Annotated in this window: 24 protein-coding genes; 6 read left to right on the forward strand and 18 right to left on the reverse strand. The window is 67.3% G+C overall.

The window, feature by feature from the left end; translation table 11 throughout:
* Positions 1-126: 126 nt before the first annotated feature.
* The 5 genes from ACZ42P_RS01290 to rpoE are packed head-to-tail and all read right to left on the reverse strand — an operon-like array spanning position 127 to position 2949.
* The gene (locus ACZ42P_RS01290) at positions 127-378 is read right to left on the reverse strand and encodes a glutaredoxin family protein (protein ID WP_464898301.1); all 252 of its coding nucleotides are present in this window, start codon (positions 376-378) and stop codon (positions 127-129) included.
* Positions 375-815 (reverse strand): SoxR reducing system RseC family protein, encoded by a 441-nt coding sequence (locus ACZ42P_RS01295; RefSeq protein ID WP_464898302.1) that lies wholly within the window; start codon positions 813-815, stop codon positions 375-377. The genes ACZ42P_RS01290 and ACZ42P_RS01295 overlap by 4 nt, the downstream gene beginning before the upstream one ends.
* A gap of 3 nt (positions 816-818) precedes the next feature.
* Positions 819-1778 (reverse strand): MucB/RseB C-terminal domain-containing protein, encoded by a 960-nt coding sequence (locus ACZ42P_RS01300; RefSeq protein ID WP_464898303.1) that lies wholly within the window; start codon positions 1776-1778, stop codon positions 819-821.
* Positions 1775-2347, reverse strand: coding sequence for a sigma-E factor negative regulatory protein (locus ACZ42P_RS01305; RefSeq protein ID WP_464898304.1), 573 nt, complete (start codon positions 2345-2347; stop codon positions 1775-1777). Before ACZ42P_RS01305 ends, ACZ42P_RS01300 begins: the two co-directional genes overlap by 4 nt.
* 2 nt (positions 2348-2349) lie before the next feature.
* Positions 2350-2949, reverse strand: coding sequence for an RNA polymerase sigma factor RpoE (rpoE, locus tag ACZ42P_RS01310; RefSeq protein WP_464898305.1), 600 nt, complete (start codon positions 2947-2949; stop codon positions 2350-2352).
* Between the two features lie 237 nt (positions 2950-3186).
* Between rpoE and nadB the strand changes: the two genes are divergently transcribed.
* Positions 3187-4773, forward strand: coding sequence for an L-aspartate oxidase (nadB, locus tag ACZ42P_RS01315; RefSeq protein WP_464898306.1), 1587 nt, complete (start codon positions 3187-3189; stop codon positions 4771-4773).
* Between the two features lie 9 nt (positions 4774-4782).
* On the opposite strand, the gene ACZ42P_RS01320 is transcribed toward nadB, so the two are convergent.
* Genes ACZ42P_RS01320 through sdhC form a run of 6 tightly spaced genes read right to left on the reverse strand, consistent with a single transcriptional unit; the run spans position 4783 to position 8665 of the window.
* A complete protein-coding gene (locus ACZ42P_RS01320; RefSeq protein ID WP_464898307.1) occupies positions 4783-5253 on the reverse strand; it encodes a protein YgfX in 471 nt (156 codons plus the stop codon).
* On the reverse strand, positions 5247-5498 hold the full coding sequence (locus ACZ42P_RS01325; protein WP_464898308.1) for an FAD assembly factor SdhE: 252 nt from the start codon (positions 5496-5498) through the stop codon (positions 5247-5249). The genes ACZ42P_RS01320 and ACZ42P_RS01325 overlap by 7 nt, the downstream gene beginning before the upstream one ends.
* Entirely contained in the window at positions 5495-6196 is a 702-nt protein-coding gene (locus tag ACZ42P_RS01330; protein ID WP_464898309.1) for a succinate dehydrogenase iron-sulfur subunit, read from the reverse strand. The genes ACZ42P_RS01325 and ACZ42P_RS01330 overlap by 4 nt, the downstream gene beginning before the upstream one ends.
* Entirely contained in the window at positions 6196-7959 is a 1764-nt protein-coding gene (gene sdhA, locus ACZ42P_RS01335; RefSeq protein WP_464898310.1) for a succinate dehydrogenase flavoprotein subunit, read from the reverse strand. Before sdhA ends, ACZ42P_RS01330 begins: the two co-directional genes overlap by 1 nt.
* Complete coding sequence (sdhD, locus tag ACZ42P_RS01340) at positions 7956-8291, reverse strand: succinate dehydrogenase, hydrophobic membrane anchor protein (protein ID WP_464898311.1); 336 nt, start codon at positions 8289-8291, stop codon at positions 7956-7958. Before sdhD ends, sdhA begins: the two co-directional genes overlap by 4 nt.
* An 8-nt stretch (positions 8292-8299) precedes the next feature.
* The gene (gene sdhC / locus ACZ42P_RS01345) at positions 8300-8665 is read right to left on the reverse strand and encodes a succinate dehydrogenase, cytochrome b556 subunit (RefSeq protein WP_464898312.1); all 366 of its coding nucleotides are present in this window, start codon (positions 8663-8665) and stop codon (positions 8300-8302) included.
* Positions 8666-8785: 120 nt separating this feature from the next.
* Between sdhC and ygfZ the strand changes: the two genes are divergently transcribed.
* Both ygfZ and ACZ42P_RS01355 read left to right on the forward strand, forming a co-directional pair.
* Positions 8786-9823, forward strand: coding sequence for a CAF17-like 4Fe-4S cluster assembly/insertion protein YgfZ (ygfZ, locus tag ACZ42P_RS01350; RefSeq protein WP_464898313.1), 1038 nt, complete (start codon positions 8786-8788; stop codon positions 9821-9823).
* A gap of 10 nt (positions 9824-9833) precedes the next feature.
* Entirely contained in the window at positions 9834-10115 is a 282-nt protein-coding gene (locus ACZ42P_RS01355) for a DUF4936 family protein (protein WP_464898314.1), read from the forward strand.
* A 4-nt stretch (positions 10116-10119) separates the two neighbouring features.
* On the opposite strand, the gene ftsB is transcribed toward ACZ42P_RS01355, so the two are convergent.
* From ftsB to ACZ42P_RS01375, 4 genes are all read right to left on the reverse strand, one after another.
* Positions 10120-10458, reverse strand: coding sequence for a cell division protein FtsB (gene ftsB / locus ACZ42P_RS01360; RefSeq protein WP_464898315.1), 339 nt, complete (start codon positions 10456-10458; stop codon positions 10120-10122).
* Between the two features lie 49 nt (positions 10459-10507).
* Positions 10508-11791: a phosphopyruvate hydratase gene (eno, locus tag ACZ42P_RS01365; RefSeq protein WP_464898316.1), complete on the reverse strand. Its 1284-nt coding sequence runs from the start codon at positions 11789-11791 to the stop codon at positions 10508-10510.
* 82 nt (positions 11792-11873) lie between these two features.
* Positions 11874-12716, reverse strand: coding sequence for a 3-deoxy-8-phosphooctulonate synthase (kdsA, locus tag ACZ42P_RS01370; RefSeq protein ID WP_464898317.1), 843 nt, complete (start codon positions 12714-12716; stop codon positions 11874-11876).
* A complete protein-coding gene (locus ACZ42P_RS01375; RefSeq protein WP_464898318.1) occupies positions 12713-14359 on the reverse strand; it encodes a CTP synthase in 1647 nt (548 codons plus the stop codon). Before ACZ42P_RS01375 ends, kdsA begins: the two co-directional genes overlap by 4 nt.
* A 204-nt stretch (positions 14360-14563) precedes the next feature.
* Here ACZ42P_RS01375 and ACZ42P_RS01380 point away from each other — a divergent pair, with 204 nt between their 5' ends.
* Entirely contained in the window at positions 14564-14791 is a 228-nt protein-coding gene (locus tag ACZ42P_RS01380; protein WP_464898319.1) for a FeoA family protein, read from the forward strand.
* Between the two features lie 2 nt (positions 14792-14793).
* Positions 14794-16581, forward strand: a complete 1788-nt coding sequence (gene feoB, locus ACZ42P_RS01385; protein WP_464898320.1) for a ferrous iron transport protein B — start codon at positions 14794-14796, stop codon at positions 16579-16581.
* Here feoB and ppsA read toward each other — a convergent pair.
* Positions 16575-18941, reverse strand: a complete 2367-nt coding sequence (gene ppsA, locus ACZ42P_RS01390) for a phosphoenolpyruvate synthase (RefSeq protein WP_464898321.1) — start codon at positions 18939-18941, stop codon at positions 16575-16577. The genes feoB and ppsA overlap by 7 nt on opposite strands.
* 35 nt (positions 18942-18976) lie before the next feature.
* On the opposite strand from ppsA, the gene ACZ42P_RS01395 reads away from it, so the two are divergent.
* Positions 18977-19789: a pyruvate, water dikinase regulatory protein gene (locus tag ACZ42P_RS01395; RefSeq protein WP_464898322.1), complete on the forward strand. Its 813-nt coding sequence runs from the start codon at positions 18977-18979 to the stop codon at positions 19787-19789.
* Here ACZ42P_RS01395 and ACZ42P_RS01400 read toward each other — a convergent pair.
* On the reverse strand, positions 19772-20560 hold the full coding sequence (locus tag ACZ42P_RS01400; protein WP_464898323.1) for a TrmH family RNA methyltransferase: 789 nt from the start codon (positions 20558-20560) through the stop codon (positions 19772-19774). The two genes, ACZ42P_RS01395 and ACZ42P_RS01400, sit on opposite strands and share 18 nt — an antisense overlap.
* Positions 20557-21465, reverse strand: coding sequence for a pentapeptide repeat-containing protein (locus tag ACZ42P_RS01405; protein ID WP_464898324.1), 909 nt, complete (start codon positions 21463-21465; stop codon positions 20557-20559). The genes ACZ42P_RS01400 and ACZ42P_RS01405 overlap by 4 nt, the downstream gene beginning before the upstream one ends.
* Positions 21466-21531 lie beyond the last annotated feature (66 nt).

Below are 21531 nucleotides of genomic sequence, written 5' to 3' on the forward strand. Positions count from 1 at the left end.
GTTCCCCGGGGCGTTCCACGGGGCATTCTCCGGGAGACTCGCCGGCGGGCTGTCCGGATTAAAAAAAGGGCACCCGGGTGCCCTTTTTGTGCCAGCCCGCCATTCTAGCGGAAAAGCGCCTGGCAATCATTCACTTCTCCCCAGCCGGGCGCGCAGGACGGCGACGTCCAGGAAATAGTGGCACAGCACCTCCTCCCCCAGGGCCAGTACCGGCACCAGGGCGCCGTAACGGGCGGCGAGGGCCGGGTCGCCGTCCACGTCCACCGTCCGGTAGTCGAAGGCCAGCTCGTCGCGCAGGGCGTCGAGCCCCGCTGCCATGTCCTCGCACAGGTGGCAGCCGGCGCGGGCGTAAAGGGTGAGACAGGACCCCGGTTTCACAGGCGGCGCAGGATGCGGGGCCGTGCCGGTGCCCGCCGCTGGAATCCGCGCGCAAGCCACCAGCCCGCGGCCACCCCCAGCAGCGCGCCCAGGGCGGCGATGCCGTCGCCACCCCCGAACAGCTGGCGCGCGCCCATTGCGCCGGTCAGCAGAAGCACCAGGGGCAGCAGATAGACGAGGAGGCTCGCACCCAGCACGCTGCCCTCCTCCACGCCCACCACCACCCGCTCGCCGGGCCGCGTGCCGAGGGTATCGACCACTTCCAGCGGCCCGCGTGGATTGCGTGTGAACAACTGGGCCAGGATGGCCGCGCCGCAGCCGCCGGTGGCGCAGGCGCCGCTGCCGCAGCCGCCGCCGTAGTCGGCCTCCACCAGGGCCACGCCGTTGCCACTGCGGATCACCCGCGCCGGGGTTTCGAGCAGGGAGGGGCCAAGCATCTGTCAGGGCTCGTAGCTGATGGAATCGCCGATGAGGCGCACCGTCGCGGCCGGCACTTCACCCAGCACCTTCACGTCATGGTTGGCGACCAGACGCGTATAGACGTGCAGCGCGCCCCGCTGGGACAGGCCCCGTTCCGTCCCGGTCTGGGCCGGCTCGATGAAGATGGAGACCGCCGCCAGTCCGTCCGAATAGACGATATGGTTGACCGGGGTGTCCTGTCCCGGCAGCCTGCGCTTCATGGCGGAAATGCGCTTGAAGCCCGGCGGCACGCTGGCCACCTTCCAGCCCGGCTCCACCTCGGCATCCGGGGTCTGGGCCGGGTCGTGCCGGATGACATGCCGCCCCGCCAGCTGCGGTCGGACTTCCGAACGCCGGATGGGCGCACCGATGGTCACCTGGGTGAAGGAGAAGCGGTCCACCATCTCCCCTTCTTTCTGCCACACACCTGCCCGCAGGAGCAGGCCGGTTTCCCTGTCCGCCCAGAACTTGTGACCGTAGCGGTAGGCATCACGGGGGGTCAGCACCACCACCTGGGTCTCGCGTCCCGCCACGCGGCCCCGGCCGGCCAGGCGTGCGTCATAGGAAGCCTTGAGCTCGCCGATCCGGTCCGGCAGCAACGTGGGAAACAGCTTGCGCGCGCGGCTCCTGTCCAGCAGCGCGGTCTTGCCGTCCGGCAGGAAGCACAGCACGTCGTCGTTGATGCGGTAGGTTTCCCGTGGCTGCCCGTCGAGATAGACCAGTTTGGCATGCTCGCCGGATTCGTCCACCCGGTGCACGATGCGGGCGGTTTCCACCCGGTCCTCACGCTGATAGACGAATACCCCGCTGTAATTCAGACGGTGGGTGGCCTGGGCCATTTTCTGCAGCCAGGCAAAGGCGGCATCCGGGTCGTCCGCGGGCGCAGCCCAGCCCGCGCCGGCCAGCGCCGCCAGCACGGCGGCCGCGAAAAACCGTCTCATTGACCGGCGTCCGGCTGGGCCACCACGCGCACGTAGGCAGGCATGCCGGCCATGGCGTAGCTGGGCGAGAACTCCTGATGGGCGAGCAGGTAGGCCTCGGCCGCACCCGACGGGAAGCGCACCCGGGGCGGTTCCGGACTGCGGACCGCGGCGGTCTGTTCGTGGGGTTCGGCTGGCGCGGCGACCGGCAGCGCGGCGCGGGGTTCGAGCGCGACCACCTGCCCGGCGTTCACGTTGGCACCGTCCAGGCGGGTGAGTTGCCAGGCGAGCAGCCCAACCAGGCTCAGCGCAGCCACCGAAGCTGCCAGCGCCATCGCCGGCACACGCGGCTTCCACACCGGGCGGCTGGCCCGGGGCGCCAGCACGGTGGGCTCCGCCGCGAGGCGCCGGGCCACCTTGTCCGTGACGTCCAGGGTGAGCGGTCCGCTCGCCCGCAGGGCATCACCGATCAGATGATAGGTCGCCCACGTCGCCCGCAGCTCGCCATCCCGGCCGAGGCTGGCCAGGGTGCGTGCGGTCTCCTCCGGATCCAGTTCGCCGTCCATCAGGGCGGAAATGTCTGCAGTCATGGTTACCACCTCTTGTCTTTGCTGGTGCCCAGAAGCGGGCGGAGTTTTTCGGCAATGGCCTCGCGCGCGCGAAAGATGCGCGAACGCACGGTGCCGATGGGACAGTTCATGGCCTGCGCGATTTCCTCGTAGCTCAGGCCATCGATCTCGCGCAGGGTGATGGCGGTGCGCAGCTCTTCGGGCAGGGCTTCCATGGCGGCGGTGACCGTCTCGCCGATTTCCTTGGTGAGCAGGGCCGCCTCCGGGGTATCCACGTCGCGCAGCAGGTCCGCCTCTTCGAAGCCCTCGGCTTCTTCGGCATCGAACTCGGTGCTGGTGGGAGCCCGGCGCCCCTGGGAGACCAGGTAGTTTTTCGCGGTATTGATGGCGATGCGGTACAGCCAGGTATAGAACGCACTGTCCCCGCGGAAGGACGGCAGCGCGCGGTAGGCCTTGATGAAGGTTTCCTGGGCCACGTCCTCCACCTCCGCCGGGTCGCGGATGAAGCGCGACAGCAGACGGGCGAGTTTGCGCTGGTATTTGGCGACCAGAAGCTCGAAGGCATGCTTGTCGCCGGCCTGGGCCCGCTCGACCAGGGCCTGGTCGATCTCCCGATCACCCATCTTGGGGGCGTCCCTGAATGCTTGTCGTTGGAGGATGATTTCCCGAGCGGGAAAGTCGATTATCTGGCCCAAAGTATACCTGCCCCCTGCCTGACTGAGGAACGGAATCGCGCAACCTGTCTCCACAGACCGGCGCGCGGCCGGTTAGTTCAGCGCCGCAGGCCAGGCAAGGCTGCGCAGGCACGCGCCACCCGGCGCGGGGTGCTATGATCCGCGCTTTCACGGCGGGAGTCGCGGGTGGAGCACTATGACGTGATCATCGTGGGCAGCGGGCTGGCGGGGCTCACCCTGGCCCTGCATCTCGCCGACGCGCGCCGGGTGGCGGTGATCAGCAAACGCGCGCTTCTGGACAGCGCCAGCGACTGGGCCCAGGGGGGCATCGCCGCCGTGCTCTCCGGCGAGGATTCCATCGAGGCGCACGTGCGCGACACCCTGGTGGCTGGCGCGGGACTGTGCGACGAGGCCGTGACCCGGGAGATCCTGCGCCAGGGACCGGAGATGATCCGCTGGCTCATGGACCAGGGCGTGGCCTTCACCCGCGATCCGGACAGCGACACCGGCCTGCACCTCACGCGTGAGGGCGGCCACAGCCACCGCCGCATCGTGCATGCCGCCGATGCCACCGGCCATGCGGTGCAGACCGCCCTGATCGCCCGCGCCCGGTCCCATCCCAACCTCACCCTGCTGGAACAGCACATTGCCATCGACCTCGTCACCGGGGCCAAGTTGGGGCGGCAGGACAACCGCTGTTACGGTCTCTACGTGCTGGACAAGACCGGGGGACGGGTCAGGACACTGGCGGCGGATTTCACCGTCCTCGCCACGGGCGGGGCCGGCAAGGTCTATCTCTACACCACCAATCCGGACGTGGCCACCGGCGACGGCGTGGCCATGGGCTGGCGGGCCGGCTGTCGGGTGGCCAACATGGAGTTCATCCAGTTCCACCCCACCTGCCTCTACCATCCCCACGCCAAATCCTTTCTGATCACCGAGGCGGTGCGCGGGGAAGGAGGACTGCTCAAGCGTCCGGATGGTTCCCGTTTCATGCCGGAGCACGACCCCCGGGCGGAACTCGCGCCGCGCGACGTGGTGGCCCGTGCCATCGACTTCGAGATGAAGAAGCATGGCTATGACTGCGTGTATCTGGACATCAGCCACAAGCCGGCGGACTTCCTCAAGAGCCACTTCCCCACCATCTACCGGCGCTGCCTGGAGCTGGGCATCGACATCACCCGCGAGCCCATTCCCGTGGTGCCGGCGGCCCATTACAGCTGCGGTGGCATCCTCACCGACGTCCACGGACGCACCGACGTGGACGGCCTCTATGCCGTGGGTGAGGTGGCCTGCACCGGGTTGCACGGCGCCAACCGGCTGGCCAGCAATTCCCTTCTGGAATGCCTGGTGGTGGGCCGCGCCGCGGCGCGCGACATTCTCGCCCAGCCGCGGCCCGGGCGGCTTGCCCTGCCCGCGTGGGATGAAAGCCGCGTCACGGACCCGGACGAGGAAGTGGTCATCTCCCACAACTGGGATGAGCTGCGCCGCTTCATGTGGGACTACGTGGGCATCGTGCGCACCGACAAGCGGCTCCGGCGCGCCCTCAACCGCATCAACCTGCTCACCGAGGAAATCGTGGAGTACTACCGCAATTTCCGGGTGAGCAACGATCTCATCGAACTGCGCAACCTGGTGCTCACCGCGGAACTGATCGTGCGCTGCGCGCTGGCCCGCCACGAAAGCCGCGGCCTGCACTACAGCCGCGACTATCCCTTCACCCTGCCCCGCGCCGAAAATACCGTGCTCTCGCCGCGCCAGCTGGCGGGCTGAGCCCCGCACTCACGGTTGCGGCGGCGTTTCCGGGGTAGCGGATCCCTCGGCCGAATCGGGCGCGGCGGGATGCCAGCCCCAGCGCAGCCACACCCGCAGGCGCCGGTAGGCTTCGGCGTCCACCCGCTCGGGTGTGAGGAGCAGACTGCGGCGCCCCGTCTCCGTGGCGAACGCCAGCGCCGTAAGCCAGGGTGTGACGACACTGGATGCCAGGATCCGAGCGGGCTGGGCCTGGCCCGAGCCATCGATGAGATACACCCGGCCTTCGGCGTCCAGATCCAGCCTGCGGATGGCACGGGGATGCCGGCCGAGGCCATGGCGCCATAGGGCGTGGCTGGCGGCGGCAGCCAGCATCGCCACCAGGACGGCCTGGAGCAGGCCGGGCAGCGGCACGATGACCACACAGACCGCTGCGCCCAAATAGAAGAGACCCAGCAGGAGACTCAGGCGTGGCGCCGGACGAATGACGAGGCTCAACATTGCCGCAGACGTGCGACGATGTCCTGCCAGGGATCAGGCACCTGGCCGCCCCCGAGGAAATCCAGCAGCACCGCGTCCTCCAGTTCCAGCAGGGCATGGAAGGCCTCCCGCTGGGCAGGCGTGAGATACGGATACTGCCGTTCCACGAAGTCCAGCAGCACCAGGTCCAGCTCCAGCATGCCGCGCCGGCAGCGCCAGCGCAGTCGCGCCAGGTCTCTGTCGCCGGTGGGCAGGCATGCGCTCATATCGTGCGCCGGGTGAGGAGGGCCTTGATGCGGCCGATGGCCAGGGTGGGATTGAGCCCCTTGGGGCAGGCGTCGATGCAGTTCATGATGGAATGGCAGCGGAACAGCCGGTAGGGATCCTCGAGCCCGTCCAGCCGTGCGTCGGCGGCCTGGTCCCGGCTGTCGGCCAGGAAGCGGTAGGCCGCGAGCAGCGCCGCCGGCCCGAGGAACTTGTCCGGATTCCACCAGAAGGAGGGGCAGGCGGTGGAACAGCAGGCGCACAGGATGCACTCGTGCAGCCCTTCCAGCGCGGCGCGCTCCGCCGGGGTCTGCAGGCGCTCGATTTCGGGTTCCGGGTCGTGGTTGATGAGCCAGGGCTTGACGGCCCGGTATTGGCGGTAGAAGGGCTCGAGATCCACGACCAGATCGCGGATCACGGGAAGTCCCGGCAGCGGCCGCAATTCGATGGGCTGCCTGAGTCCCGCCAGCGGCGTGATGCACGCCAGGCCGTTGCGGCCGTTGATGTTCATGGCATCGGAACCGCACACGCCCTCGCGGCAGGAACGCCGCACGGCGAGGGTGGGATCCTGGTCCTTGATGGCCAGGATGGCGTCCAGCAGCATCCGGCCGTGGGGCGCCATGTCCAGCACATAGTCCTGCATGCGCGGGGCGGCGCCCGACTCCGGGTCGTAACGGTAGATGGAGAGGTGCACGGGCATCAGTAACTCCGCGCCACCGGTGGGAAGGATTCCACCGTCAGCGGTTTCAGGCGCACCGGCTTGTAGTCGAGCCGGCTGCCTTCCAGGAAATAGAGGGTGTGCTTGAGCCAGCGATCATCGTCCCGGGCCGGAAAATCCACGCGCGAATGGGCGCCCCGGCTCTCCTCCCGGGCGGCGGCGGAGACGATCGTGGCCAGCGCCACTTCCATCATGTTTTCCAGCTCCAGCGCCTCGATGCGCGCCGTGTTGAAAATGCGGCTGCGGTCGGTGAGGGTGGCGTGGCGCAGCCGCTCCCGCAGGGCGCGGATCTCGGCGATCCCCACTTGGAGTTCACTCGCGGTGCGGAACACGCCACAACGCTGTTCCATCACGCGTTGCATCTCGTCGCGGATGACCGGGATGCGCTCGTCGCCCACGTCGCGCTCCCAGCGTGCCAGCCGTTCCAGCGCGGGTTCCGTCGCGGAAGGCGGAATGGGACGGGGATAGGGATTCTCACGCAGGTACTCCAGCATGTGAGCCCCGGCGGCCCGGCCGAAGACCACGATATCCAGCAGGGAATTGCCGCCGAGGCGATTGGCGCCATGCACCGAGACGCAGGCACACTCCCCCACCGCATAGAGTCCGGGCACCGGCTCCTCCGGGCCGGTGGCGGTGGGCACCACCACCTGGCCGAAGCGGTTGGTGGGAATGCCGCCCATCATGTAGTGGGCGGTGGGGAACACGGGGATCGGTTGTTCCACCGGATCCACATGGGCAAATCGGCGCGCCAGCTCGCGCGCCCCCGGCAGGCGTTGCTGGATGCGTTCCGCACCCAGGTGATCCAGCTTGAGCAGGACGTAATCGCCCTGGGGACCGCAGCCGCGTCCCTCTCGGATCTCGGTGACGATGGCCCGGCTCACCACATCGCGGCTGGCGAGGTCCCTGGCCTGGGGCGCATAACGTTCCATGAAACGCTCGCCCCGGCTGTTGACGAGATAGCCCCCCTCCCCCCGTGCCGCCTCGGAGATCAGGCAGCCCACCCCGGCGATGCCCGTGGGATGGAACTGGAAGAACTCCATGTCCTGCAGGGGAATGCCCGCGCGCAGCGCCATGCCCAGACCATCACCGGTATTGATCAGCGCATTGGTGGAAGTGCGGAAGATGCGCGCGGCACCACCCGTGGCGAGCAGGGTGGCACGCGCCTCGATCAGCAGCGGCTCGCCGGTCTCGATGGCCAGGGCGAGCACCCCCAGCACGTAGCCGGCGTCGTCCTTGATGAGGTCGAGGGCGAAATACTCGTCGAAGAAATGGGTGCGCGCGCGGATGTTTTGCTGATACAGGGTATGCAGCATGGCGTGCCCCGTGCGGTCGGCCGCCGCACAGGTACGCGTGGCCTGGCCGCGTCCCAGCTCCGTGGATTGTCCCCCGAAGGGCCGCTGATAGATGCGCCCGTCGGGCAGACGCGAAAAGGGCAGCCCGTAGTGCTCCAGCTCGTAGACCGCCTGCGCCGCCGCGCGGCACATGAACTCGATGGCATCCTGGTCCCCCAGGTAGTCGGAACCCTTCACCGTGTCGTACATGTGCCAGTACCAGTTGTCCGGCGTGACATTGCCCAGGGCGGCATTGATGCCCCCCTGGGCCGCCACGGTATGGGAACGGGTGGGAAACACCTTGGACACCACGGCCACCTTGAGATCGGCGTCGGCCAATGCCAGCGCCGCACGCAGCCCGCCGCCGCCGGCCCCCACCACGAGGGCATCGAAGGTGCGCTTCCTGAGCTTCATGGCTGGCCCCACAGGATGCCCGCCGCCCACAGGAGGCAGGCGAGCAGGAACATGAGGGTGAGGGCATGGGCGGCCAGGCGCAGGCCGGTGGGCTTCAGGTAATCCATGTAGATGTCGCGCATGCCGATCCAGGCGTGCCAGCACAGCGCGAGAACGAACAGCAGCGTGGCATGGCGCATCCACGCGGGCTGGAACAGGGCGCGCCAGGCAGCGAAATTCAGTTCGGGGGTGAGCCACAGGCGCACCCCGAGCAACGCACTGTAGGCCAGCAGCACCAGAGCGGTGAGACGCTGGGCGAGCCAGTCCACGATGCCATAGTGGGCGCCCGTCACGCCGTTCTTCACCATAGCTCGAGGCCCACGACCAGGGCGATTAGCGCGGCACCCAGGAGTACCAGCCGCGCGCTGCTGCGCGCGTGGCGATACAGGCCCGGTCGGTGCAGGTCGAAAATCAGGAAACGCACGCCCGCGAGCAGATGGTAGGCGTAAAACGCGGCGACCAGTCCCAGGCCCAGGCGCACCAGGGGCTGCTGGGTCACGCGGGCAAAGCCCGCCTCATCGGCAAGGGAAAGCTCGAAGGCGTGGAGGAGGAAGGGCAGCAGCAGAAACAAAAACGCGCCGCTCACCCGGTGCAGGATGGACACCACCGCGGGCAGCGGCTGACGGATCCGCAACAAATCGAGATAGACCGGGCGGCGCTCAGGCATCAGGCTTGCAAAACGGAAGATGCGCCATTATGTTTCGCCAACGCCGGGGCGAGTTGAAGCGTCATTTTTGCCCCTTTGCGCAGCATGAGTTTCCCTCCGACATTTCCACGGGCTTCAGACATGAACAACGACTGGCAGCAGTTTCTCCAATCCCGCGGCGCGGTCATCGAGAACGGGCAGGTGGCCCATTTCGGCGATCCGCTGGAGGACATCCGTCGTTCGGGAAGCGAGCCCATTTTAGCCGATCTCTCCCACTTCGCGCTGATCCGCTTCGCCGGCGAGGATGCCCAGGCTTTTCTCCAGGGACAGCTTTCCAACGACGTGCGCCTGCTCAACGGGCGCAACAGCCAGTGGGCGGCCTATTGCACCCCCAAGGGACGCATGCTGGCCACCTTCCTGCTGTGGCAGGACGGCGCCGACGGTTACCTCATGCAGCTGCCCATGAGCCTCGCGGAGGCCATCCGGAAACGCCTGTCCATGTTCGTCCTGCGTTCCAAAGTCAAAATCTCGGACGAGAGCGACCAGTGGGTGCGGCTGGGCGTGGCGGGACCGGGGGCGGCGCGCATCGTCGAGTCGGTGCTGGGAAGCGTGCCCGCGGCGGCCCATGACGTGCTCGCCACCGGGCGGGGCAGCGTGCTGCGCCTGCCCGGCGACTGTTTCGAGATCCTGTGCGCACCCGGCCAGGCAGCCGAGCTTTGGAGCGCCCTGGCCGCCCACTGTCGTCCCGTGGGCAGTGGGCGCTGGGACTGGCATCTCATCCGTGCCGGCATTCCTGTGGTGCTGCCCGCCACCCAGGAGGAATTCGTGCCCCAGATGGCCAATTTCGAACTGGTGGGCGGCGTGAGTTTCAAGAAGGGCTGCTATCCCGGCCAGGAGATCGTGGCCCGCACCCAGTACCTGGGCAAGCTCAAGCGCCGCATGTATCTCGCCCACCTCGACGGTGATCAGGCGCCGGCACCGGGGGATCCCCTGTACAGCGCCGACATGCAGGAACAGGCCAGCGGCATGGTGGTCAATGCCGCTCCCGCCCCCGAGGGCGGTTACGATCTGCTGGCGGTCATCCAGACCGCAAGCGTGGAGCGCGAACCCGTCCACTGGAAGACCCTGGATGGCCCGGTGCTGAGCCTGAAGGAGCTGCCCTACCCCATCCCGGTCTGAGGGCGCTGCCGTGTTCCACTATTACGTGTATTACCGTATCGCCCCCCGGCGCGAGGCGGAAGCGGCGGCGGCCGTGGATCAGCTGCTGTTCGAGATCGCGGCGCAGACCGGCGTGCAGGGCCGGCTGCTCAGGAAACGCGACGAGCCGGCGCTGTGGATGGAAGTGTACGCAGACGTGCCGGGGGACTGGCTGGAAGCGCCCCTGGCGGCGGCCGCTGCGCGGCTTCAGTTCGAGCGCTTCCTGCAGCCGGGCTCCAGCCGGCGCGTGGAGTGCTTCCAGGAACCCCTGTAACCCTTCAGCGGGACGCCGGCGGGGCCGCTGCGCCGGGCTGGGGCGGCGGCGCGCCGGGGCCCGGCGCCGCCGGCTCATCCATCACCTGGAAGAAGATCTCGTCCTGGCGCACCATGCCCAGCTCGCTGCGCGCCCGTTCCTCGATGGCCTCGTAACCGGTCTTGAGATCCTTCACCTCGGCCTCGAGGGAGGCGTTGCGGCTGCGCAGCCGCTCGTTTTCGGCGAGCTGTTTCTTGAGTGCCTGATCCACTTCCCACACCTTGAGCCAACTGCCCTTGCCCAGCCACAGGGGATACTGCAGCGCCAGGATGAGCAGGGCGAGGATCAGGGTGAGCCAGCGCACGGGTCAGGAGCCCTCGCGGGGTGCCGCTCGCAGCGCGCCGGCAGGCGCGTCAGCCGAGTTGATGAAACGCCTCGCGTCCCGCATAGGCGGCATTGTCGCCCAGCTCTTCCTCGATGCGCAGGAGCTGGTTGTATTTGGCGATGCGCTCGGAACGGGACAGGGAGCCGGTCTTGATCTGCAGGGCATTGGTGGCCACCGCGATGTCGGCAATGGTGGTGTCTTCGGTCTCGCCGGAGCGATGGGACACCACGGCGGTATAGCGCGCCCGCTTGGCGGTCTCGATGCACTGGAAGGTCTCGGTGAGGGTGCCGATCTGGTTGATCTTGATCAGCACGGAATTGGCGATGCCCTGGGCGATCCCTTCCCTGAGAATGCGGCTGTTGGTGACGAACACGTCGTCACCCACCAGCTGGATGCGGCGTCCGAGACGTTCCGTGAGCAGCTTCCAGCCGGCCCAGTCGTGTTCGCTCATGCCGTCCTCGATGCTGATGATGGGATAGCGTTCCACCAACCCTGCCAGGTAGTCGGCGAACTCCGCCGAGGTCATGGAGCGGTTTTCCGACTCCAGCACGTATTTGCCGTCGTGGTAGAACTCGGAACTGGCGCAGTCCAGGCCGATGGCCACGTCGGCGCCCGGCAGGTAACCCGCCGCCTCGATGGCCTCGACGATGAGTTTGAGTGCGGCCTCATTGCTCTCCAGGTTGGGGGCGAAGCCACCCTCGTCGCCCACCGTGGTGACGTGGCCGCGATGATCCAGCAGTTTCTTCAGGGCATGGAACACCTCGGCGCCGTAGCGCACGGCATCGCGGAAGCTGGGGGCCCCCAGCGGGATGATCATGAACTCCTGCATGTCCACGCTGTTGTTGGCGTGGGCGCCGCCGTTGATGATGTTCATCATCGGGACCGGCAGCAGCATGGGACCGGCGCCGCCCAGGTAGCGGTAGAGGGGCAGGCCCGATTCCTCGGCCGCCGCCTTGGCCACGGCCAGCGAGACGGCGAGGATGGCATTGGCCCCCAGGCGGCCCTTGTTCTCGGTGCCGTCCAGCTCGATCAGGGTGCGGTCGATGAAGGTTTGTTCCTCGGCATCGAGACCGATGATGGCCTCGCAGATTTCCGTGTTGACGTTCTCCACGGCCTTGAGCACGCCCTTGCCGCCGTAGCGCTGGGCATCCCCGTCGCGCAGTTCGATGGCTTCCTTGCTGCCGGTGGAGGCACCGGAGGGGACCGCGGCGCGCCCGATCACGCCGGACTCCAGCAGAACGTCCGCTTCCACGGTGGGATTGCCCCGGGAGTCGAGAATCTCGCGGGCGATGACATCAACGATTGCACTCATTTACTTTTCCCTTGACCAACGGCTTCCACGCGCGGGTTGCAAAGCAGTGCCGAAACGCTCCGCGTCCCCGGTGTGGGAAGCGCTACATGAATTCGTTTTCGACGAAGCCGGCGCGCTTCACCAGCGCGTCCAGCTCTTTCAGCGTGGCCAGCAGTTCCTTCATGCGCCCCAGGGGCCAGGCATTGGGGCCGTCCGACAGGGCGCGCTCCGGATCCGGATGGGTTTCCATGAAGATGCCCGCCACGCCCGAGGCGACCGCGGCACGCGCCAGCACCGGCACGAACTCGCGCTGTCCGCCGCTCCTTGTGCCCTGCCCGCCCGGCTGCTGCACCGAATGAGTGGCATCGAACACCACGGGACAGCCGGTTTCGCGCATCACCGCCAGTCCGCGCATGTCCGAAATCAGCGTGTTGTAGCCGAAGGAGACCCCGCGCTCGCACACCAGGATGGTGTCCGCGCCGCCGTTGGCCGCCTTGGCTTTCTCCACCACGTTCTTCATGTCCCAGGGCGCGAGGAACTGTCCCTTCTTGATGTTGACCGGCTTGCCGGTGGCGGCCACGGCCTGGATGAAATCCGTCTGGCGACACAGGAAGGCCGGCGTCTGCAGCACGTCCACCACTGCCGCCACCTCCGGAATCTCCGCTTCCGTGTGCACGTCCGTGAGGACCGGCACGCCGATCTGGCGGCGTACCTCTTCCAGGATGCTGAGCCCCTGGGCCATGCCCAGGCCGCGGAAGGAGGCGCCGGAACTGCGGTTGGCCTTGTCGTAGGACGACTTGTAGATGAAGGGAATGCCCAGTTCGGCGCAGATCTCCTTGAGGGCGCCCGCGGTGTCCAGGGCCAGCTGGCGCGATTCGATGACACAGGGACCGGCGATCAGGAACAGGGGGTGTTCCAGACCGGCATCGAAACCACACAGTTTCATGGAGCGTCTTTCCGGGTCTGCGCACGCTGGGCCAGGGCGGCGCGAATGAAGGCGGTGAACAGCGGGTGGCCGTTGCGCGGAGTGGAGGTGAATTCCGGATGGAACTGCACGGCGACGAACCAGGGATGATCCGGCAGCTCGATCATCTCGCACAGGTGCTCTTCGCCAGTGGAACGGCCGCTCACGCGCAGCCCGGCCTGTTCCAGTTGCGCAAGCAGGGTGTTGTTCACCTCGTAGCGGTGCCGGTGGCGCTCCACGATGAGATCCCTGCCGTAGGCCGCATGGCCGCGGCTGCCGGGTACGAGCCTGCACTCCTGCCCACCAAGGCGCATGGTGCCACCCAGGTCGGAGGTGGCGGAACGGCGCAGGAGTTCGCCGGAGCGGTCGCGCCATTCGGTGATCAATGCCACCACCGGATAGGGCGTGTCCGGATCGAATTCCGTGCTGTGGGCGCCTGCCATGCCGGCCACGTGGCGCGCGAACTCGATCACGGCGAGCTGCATGCCGAGGCAGATGCCGAGATAGGGGATCCGCTGTTCCCGCGCAAAGCGGATGGCGTTGATCTTGCCTTCCACGCCGCGCTTGCCGAAACCGCCGGGCACCAGGATGGCATCCATGTTCGCAAGCACGCCCAGATCGCCGCTTTCCAGCTTCTCCGAGTCGATGTAGTGGATGCGCACCCGGCTGCGGGTATGGATGCCGGCATGGATCAGGGCTTCCGAGAGGGACTTGTAGGACTCGGTGAGATCCACGTACTTGCCCACCAGGGCGATGTCCACCTCGTGCTGGGGATGTTCCAGGGCATAGACCAGTTCGTCCCACACGCGCAAATCCGCCGGCGGGGGATTCAGGGCCAGCTTGCGGCAGACGATGTCATCCAGATGCTGGTCGTGCAGGATACGCGGAATCTTGTAGATGCTGTCCACGTCGATGGCGGAAATGACCGCTTCCTCCGGCACGTTGGTGAACAGGGCGATCTTGCGCCGCTCGTCGTCCGGCAGGGGACGGTCGGCCCGGCACAGCAGCACGTCGGGCTGGATGCCGATTTCGCGCAGCTCCTTCACCGAATGCTGGGTGGGCTTGGTCTTGATCTCGCCGGCGGAAGCGATGTAGGGCACCAGGGTGAGGTGGATGAAACAGGCGTTGTCCCGCCCCACTTCGATCGCCATCTGGCGGATGGCTTCCAGGAACGGCAGCGACTCGATGTCGCCCACCGTGCCGCCGATCTCCACCACCGCCACTTCCGCATCGCCCGCCCCCAGGCGGATGAAATGCTTGATCTCGTCCGTGATGTGGGGGATGACCTGTACCGTCCCGCCCAGATAGTCGCCGCGGCGCTCCTTGCGGATCACGCTTTCGTAGATCTGGCCGGTGGTGAAATTGTTGCGCTTCGTCATCTTGCGGTTGATGAAGCGCTCGTAGTGGCCCAGGTCGAGATCGGTTTCCGCGCCGTCCTCGGTGACGAATACCTCGCCGTGCTGGAAGGGGCTCATGGTGCCCGGATCCACGTTGATATAGGGATCCAGCTTGAGCATGGTGACCCTGATGCCGCGGGATTCGAGGATGGCGCCGAGAGACGCGGCGGCGATGCCCTTGCCAAGAGAAGAAACGACCCCGCCTGTGATGTAGATGAATTTGGTCATGGAAGAGGCTGAAACAGACGGGAGCCCATCATACCGCAAAAGCCTGTCCCGGCCAAAAAAAGTTGGCGGCGAGGCGCCGCGCAGGGGTCAAACATGCGCCAGGGCGCGCGGCTTGGCCACACTGAGGATCAGGCAGGGCTTGCCTGCCCCTACTCGGCGTGGCAAAATCAGGAACAATTCTCATTTGTAAATAAGCGAAGTCTCATGGACACCCTGGCCAGCCTCAAACCCGGCGAGACGGCGATCATCACCGGCCTGCATTTCGACGACGCGCTCAAGGCGCGTCTCGCGGCCATGGGGCTGCGCGTCGGCCGCCGTGTGGCCCTGATCCGCCGGGCCTGTTGCGCGGGGCCGCTCCAGGTACGCGTGGGCAGCACCGATGTCATGCTGCGTCCACGCGAAGCCCGCCACATCGACGTCGCGCGCGCCTGACCGTGAAGCGCGTCGCCCTTCTGGGCATGCCCAACACGGGCAAATCCACCTTCTTCAATCGTCTCACCGGCGCCTCCGCCCGCGTGGGCAACTGGCCCGGCGTCACCGTGGACCTCCTGGGGGCCCGCGTGCTCCTCGGCGGCGACATGGTGGAGGTGGTGGACCTGCCCGGCATTTACGATCTGCACGGGTTCTCCGAAGACGAAATGGTGGTGCGCCATTTCCTGGAGCACAACCTGGTGGATCTGGTGGTGATCATCCTCAACGCCACCCAGCTCGACCGTCAGCTCGCCCTCGCCCTGCAGGTGAAACAGCTGGGCCTGCCCGCGGTGGTGCTCCTCAACATGGCGGACGAGGCGGCGAAATTCGGGATCAGCATCGACACCCGGCGCATGACGGCGGAGCTGGGCATGCCGGTGGCCCTGCTCTCCGCCAAGCATGGTCAGGGTTTCGCGGCGGCGGTGGAGACCATCCGCCAGCGGCTCGCGCAGAGCCGGCCCGTGCAGCTTGAGAATCTGCGCGAGAGGCTGGCAGGCGAGACTTCCATCGAGCAGCAGATGGAGCGCGTCCTGGCCCGGGCCGTGCACATTCCGCCCCAGCTCGACGACAACGTCACGGCGCGCCTGGACCGCGTCCTGCTGCATCCCGTGTTGGGTTTGCCCATCTTTTTCGCGGTGATGTACGGCCTGTTCCAGGCCATCTTCACTCTGGGCAAACCCCTGCAGGATGGGGTGGCCTGGCTGCTGGCCGGCTTCAGCGAAGCCGTGCTCACGCCGCTTTTGAGTGGCGCACCGCCCTGGCTGTCCGGCCTGCTCATCGACGGCATCTACAACGGCGTGGGAACCGTCGCCGCCTTCGTGCCCATCATCGTGCTGTTCTTCCTGTTCATGGCCATTGTCGAGGACACCGGCTATCTCTCCCGCGCGGCGTTTCTCATGGATGCGCTCATGTCGCGCCTGGGCCTGGATGGACGCAGCTTCGTGATGCTGCTCATGGGCTTCGGTTGCAACGTGCCGGCCATCATGGGCACCCGGGTGATGCGCTCGCGTGCCCTGCGCCTGCTCACCATGCTGGTTATTCCCTTTTCTTTGTGCTCGGCGCGCCTGCAGGTCTTCCTGTTCATCACCGCCGCCCTGTTTTCATCCCGCACGGCGCCCCTGGTTTTGATGAGCCTGTACCTGCTGAGCTTCGCCAGCGCCATGCTCACGGCCCTGCTGTTCAAGGGACGCTTCCGCAGCCACGAACCCTTCGTGCTGGAGCTGCCGCCCTATCGGTTTCCCACCCTGCGCCAGATGGTGCTGCGCGGCTGGCAGGAGGTCCGGCACTTCCTGCACCGGGCCAGCAAGTTCATCGTCGCGGGGGTGGTCATGGTCTGGCTGCTCACCCATTTCCCTGCGGGGGCCGCCCCGGGCAGCAGCGCCACCTGGGCCGGACAGATCGGAACGTGGCTGGCGCCGGTGCTGGATCCGGTGGGCATCGACGGCCAGCTCGCCATCGCCCTCATCTTCGGTTTCGTGGCCAAGGAGATCGTGGTGGGTTCGCTGGCAGTGATCTACGGTCTGGAAGGAACGGCGCTCACCCAGCACATGGCGCAGCATCTGAGCTGGGTGCAGGCCTACAGCTTCATGCTGTTCACCCTGGTCTATACACCCTGTCTTTCCACCATCGCCACGCTGCGCAGCGAATCGCGCGACTGGCGCTTCACCCTGGCCACGGTGGGCTGGTCCCTGGTGCTCGCCTGGCTTCTGAGTTTCACCTTCTACCAGACGGCGCGCTGGCTGGGTTACTGAGCGCGCGCCAGCGCCAGCCAGGTTTCCACGACCGTGTCCGGATTCAGGGACAGGCTGGCGATGCCCTGCTGGACCAGCCACTGCGCCAGATCCGGATGGTCTGACGGGCCCTGGCCGCAGATGCCCACGTATTTGCCGGCCTGGCGGCAGGCGCCAATGGCCTGGGCGAGCAGCGCCTTCACCGCGGGATTGCGCTCGTCGAAGGAGGCGGCCACCAGTGCCGAATCCCGGTCGATGCCCAGGGTGAGCTGGGTGAGATCGTTGGAGCCAATGGAAAAGCCGTCGAAGTGCTGCAGGAAATCCGCGGCGAGCAGGACGTTGGAGGGAATCTCGCACATCATCACCACGCGCAGGCCGTTCTCTGCGCGCACCAGACCCTGTGCGGCAAGCAGCTCCATCACCGCGCGCGCTTCCTCGACGGTGCGCACGAAGGGGATCATGAGCTCCACGTTGGTGTAGCCCATCTCGCCGCGCACCTTTCTCATGGCCCGGCATTCCAGCGCGAAACAGTCGCGGAAGGCCGGCGAAACATAGCGGGCGGCCCCGCGGAAACCCAGCATGGGGTTCTCCTCACGGGGCTCATACCGGTCGCCGCCGATCAGGTTGGCGTACTCGTTGGACTTGAAATCCGACAGGCGCACGATCACCGGCTTGGGCCAGAAGGCGGCGGCGATCGTGGCCACCCCTTCGGCGAGGCGCTCCACGTAGAAGCTCACCGGGTCGGCGTAGCCGGCGGCCTGGGTTTCCACCGTATGCCGGAGGGGTTCGGGCAGGGCCGGATAATCGAGCACGGCCCGGGGATGCACACCGATCATGCGGTTGATGATGAACTCCAGGCGCGCCAGCCCCACGCCATGGTTGGGCAGTTGCGCGAAGTCGAAGGCCCGTTCCGGATTGCCCACGTTCATCATGATTTTGACCGGCGGCTCCGGCAGCTTGTCCAGGCTGAGCTCGCGCACCTCCGCTTCCAGCAGCCCCTCATAGACCTTGCCGGTATCCCCCTCGGCGCAGGAGACGGTGACGGCCTGGCCTTCCGCCAGCTTCTCGGTGGCGTCGCCGGTGCCCACCACGGCGGGGATGCCCAGCTCCCGGGCGACGATGGCGGCATGGCAGGTGCGGCCGCCGCGATTGGTGACGATGGCCGCCGCGCGTTTCATGACCGGCTCCCAGTCCGGGTCGGTCATGTCGGTGACCAGCACGTCGCCCGCCTGCACCCGGTGCATTTCCGCGGCGGACAGCACGCGCCGCACGGGACCGGCGCCGATGCGGTTGCCAATGGCGCGGCCGGTGACCAGAACGCGCCCCTGACCCTTCAGGTGATACTGCCGCAGCACTTCCCGTGAGGCGCGGGATTTCACCGTTTCCGGCCGCGCCTGAACGATGAACAGTTCCTGGCTGATGCCATCCTTGGCCCATTCGATGTCCATGGGCCGTCCATAGTGGTTTTCGATGACCACGGCCATGCGCGCGAGCGCCCGAACTTCCTCATCGGCGAGGCAGAAACGCCGGCGCTCGGCTTCAGGCACATCCTCGATGCGCGTGCCGCGCCCGCCTTCGCCGTACACCATGCGCCGCGCCTTGCTGCCCAGTGACCGGCGCACGATGGCGGTCTTGCCCTGGGCGAGCATGGGTTTGTGCACGTAGAACTCGTCCGGGTTGACGGCCCCCTGCACCACCATCTCGCCCAGTCCCCAGGAACCGGTGATGAACACCACGTCGGGAAAGCCCGATTCGGTGTCGAGGGTGAACATGACGCCGCTGGAGGCGAGATCGCTGCGCACCATGCGCTGGACGCCCGCCGACAGGGCCACGTGGGCGTGGGTGAAACCATGGTGCACGCGGTAGGCGATGGCCCGGTCGTTGTAGAGGGAGGCGAACACTTCCTGCACCGCCTTGAGCACATTGGGCAGCCCCACCACGTTGAGCAGGGTTTCCTGCTGGCCGGCGAAGGAAGCGTCCGGCAGATCCTCGGCGGTGGCGGAGGAGCGCACCGCGACGGACAGCTCGCCGGAGGTTGCGTCAGCCATTTTCTGCCAGGCTTCCGATATAGCCTGCTCCAGTCGGGGGGGATAGCGGCCTTCGCTCACCCAGGCGCGAATCTGGCGCCCCGTCTCGGCCAGCGCCACCACGTCGTCCACGTCCAGCCGGTCGAGGGCCTGGGTGATGCGTTCGGCAAGTCCGTTGTACGCAAGGTAATCCCGGAAGGCCTGGGCGGTGGTGGCGAAACCGCCGGGCACGCGCACGCCCAGTTGCGACAGGGATCGGATCATTTCCCCGAGGGACGCATTCTTGCCGCCCACCCGGTCCACGTCGTGCATGGACAGTTCTTCAAACCAGATGATGTAAGATGGTTCGGTCATAGCCAGATCCCGTCGGCAACGGCGGGTGCATGCCCATGTCTGCACGACGCCGCGTCTTTTTCGTCTCGGACCACACCGGGATCACCGTGGAAACCCTGGGCCGTGGTCTGCTCAGTCAGTTCGATCATATTGAGTTTGTGCGCGAGACGCTACCCTTCGTGGACGAGGCCGGCAAGGTGGATGCAGCAGTGGCCCGGATCGATGCCGCGGCGGCCGGGGATGGCGTGCGTCCCATCGTGATTAGCTCCCTGGCGGACCCGGCGCTGCGGGCGCGCCTGGCGCGCGCCCGGGCTCTGGTCATGGATGTGTTCGATCATTTCCTGCCCGGGCTGGAAGCCGAGCTGGGCACCTCTCCGGCCGGGGCCGTGGGCCGGCTGCACGGGGTGGGCGGCGCCTACGGCAGCCGCATCGACGCCGTGAATTTTGCCCTGGCCCATGACGACGGGCTGGGACAGCACCTCGATAAGGCGGACGTGGTGTTGATCGGCGTGTCGCGCTGCGGCAAGACGCCCACCTGCCTGTATCTCGCGCTGCAGTATGGACTGTATGCGGCCAACGTCCCCATCACCGAGGAGGATTTCGAACGGGGCCGTCTGCCTTCCCCACTGGATGCCGTCCGGTCCAGGCTGTTTGCGCTGTCCATCCGTCCCGAACGTCTGCACCAGATCCGTGAGGAGCGGCGTCCCGGCAGCCGCTACGCTGCGCTTGCCACCTGCCAGCGCGAGGTGCAGGCGGCGCAGGTTCTGTTCCAGCGCCTGGATGTTCCCTGTCTCGATTCCACCAACATGTCGGTGGAGGAGATCGCCTCCACCATCGTGCACCGGCTGGGACTACGGCCGCGCCTGTAACTGACGCACCCGCTCGAACAGACACACCGCCACCGCCGCCGCGGCGTTGAGGGATTCCATCTTGCCCGGCATGGGAATGCGCACGCGGCGATGCGCCGCCGCGAGCAGATCGCTACCCAGGCCGGCCCCTTCGTTGCCAAAGGCAAAGGCAGTGGGGCCGCGCAGATCCAGATCGAACAGGGACGCGTCGGCCGCGAGGCTGGTGGCGATCACCTCTCCGGGAAACGCCCGTGCCACTGCGCATAGATCGGCATCCTCGTGGATCGCGAGCTGAAACTGCGCACCCATGCCCCCGCGCAGGGCGCGCGGTGACCAGACATCGGCGCAAGCCTTGGACAAATACACCGCCTCTGCACCCGCTGCGGCGGCACTGCGCAACATGGAGCCCAGATTGCCCGGATCCTGGATGCCCTCCAGCAGCAGGGCGCAGTGGACTTCACGGCGCGGGACGGGTGGAATGGCGATCAGCGTGAGCACACCGGTGGGCGTGTCCACCGGTGCCAGGGCATCGAACAGGACATCGTCGAGGACGGCGATGCGCCGGGCGTCCAGTCCCGCCAGTGCAGTGCCCGTGGCCGGTGCTGCCTGCACCCGTGCCGCCAGCAGCACCCGTTCCGGCACACCGCCGGCGCTGCGGAAAGCCTCCAGCAGGTGCCACCCGTCCAGGACGGCCCGCCGCTGGCGCCGCCGTTCCCGCGCCGAGGCCAGCAGTTTGCGCACGCTGCGCACCAGCGGATTGTCGGGGGAGGTGATGCGCGCCGGCTGGCTCACGGCAGGCAGACTCCCACCGATCCGGCCTGACAGGTCCGGCCATCGGTCCAGAGGGCGAGCCCCAGCTGCGCCCCGGTAAGATCCGTGGCCTCCAGACGGGCCCCGCGCAGGTCGGCCCGGGTGAGGTCGGCCTGCTTCAGGGTGGCGTAGGCAAGCGTCGCACCCTGCAGGCTGGCAGCCTGCAGATTGGCCCCTTCGAGATTCGCGTAGCTCAGATCGGCGCCGGCCAGGTTGGCATAGGTCAGGCGCGCAAGACTCAGGTTGGCGCTGTTGAGATGAGTGCCGGCGAGCACTGCGCTGGACAGATCCACGCCCCGCAGCCAGGCCCCGTTGCGGTCACAGCCGGCCCAGTTCACCTGGGGCATGGCCGGTGCGCGGCAGTCCGGCGCCACAGGGGCGAGATGGACATCGATGGGACGCACCGGCGCAAACCGGCTCGCCGCCCACACCGCCAGCACCACCAGCATGACGAGCACCAGCGCCACCCCCAGGAATCGCTCGCGGCGTTGGGCGAGGGCCTGCTCCAGCTCGGCATGACGCTGGCGCAGGAGCACCAGCTCCGCGCGCTCCGGAGCGCGGCGGTCGCGGCTCCGTTTTTCGGCGGCGTTGGGGCGCGGTAGCGTCTGGCTTCCGCGCCGGTCGGGCAGGCGCCGTTCATCCAGCCAGCGCAGCCGCGCCCGGCGTCTTTCCTCCCGCCATTCCGGCAGGTCGGCCGGCGCGGCCTCGGCTTCCGAGCCGAGCCAGTCGGTCCGTTCCCGCAAGGGGATCCAGGCGAGCTGGTCGGGGCTGATCTCGTCCTCGGGTCGCAGCCGTCCCAGGGCCAGATCGCGGCGGATCCACTTCTCCGGGAAAGGTCCGCTGATCTTGCCCTCACGCTTCACATACCAGAGATTCTGCAGCTTCATGTCCGACCTGGGGGGCACGGGGCAGGAAACATTGGGTATAGTGGCGCACGCACTGCAGTTTAACTC

Source organism: Thiobacter subterraneus, from assembly GCF_055379455.1.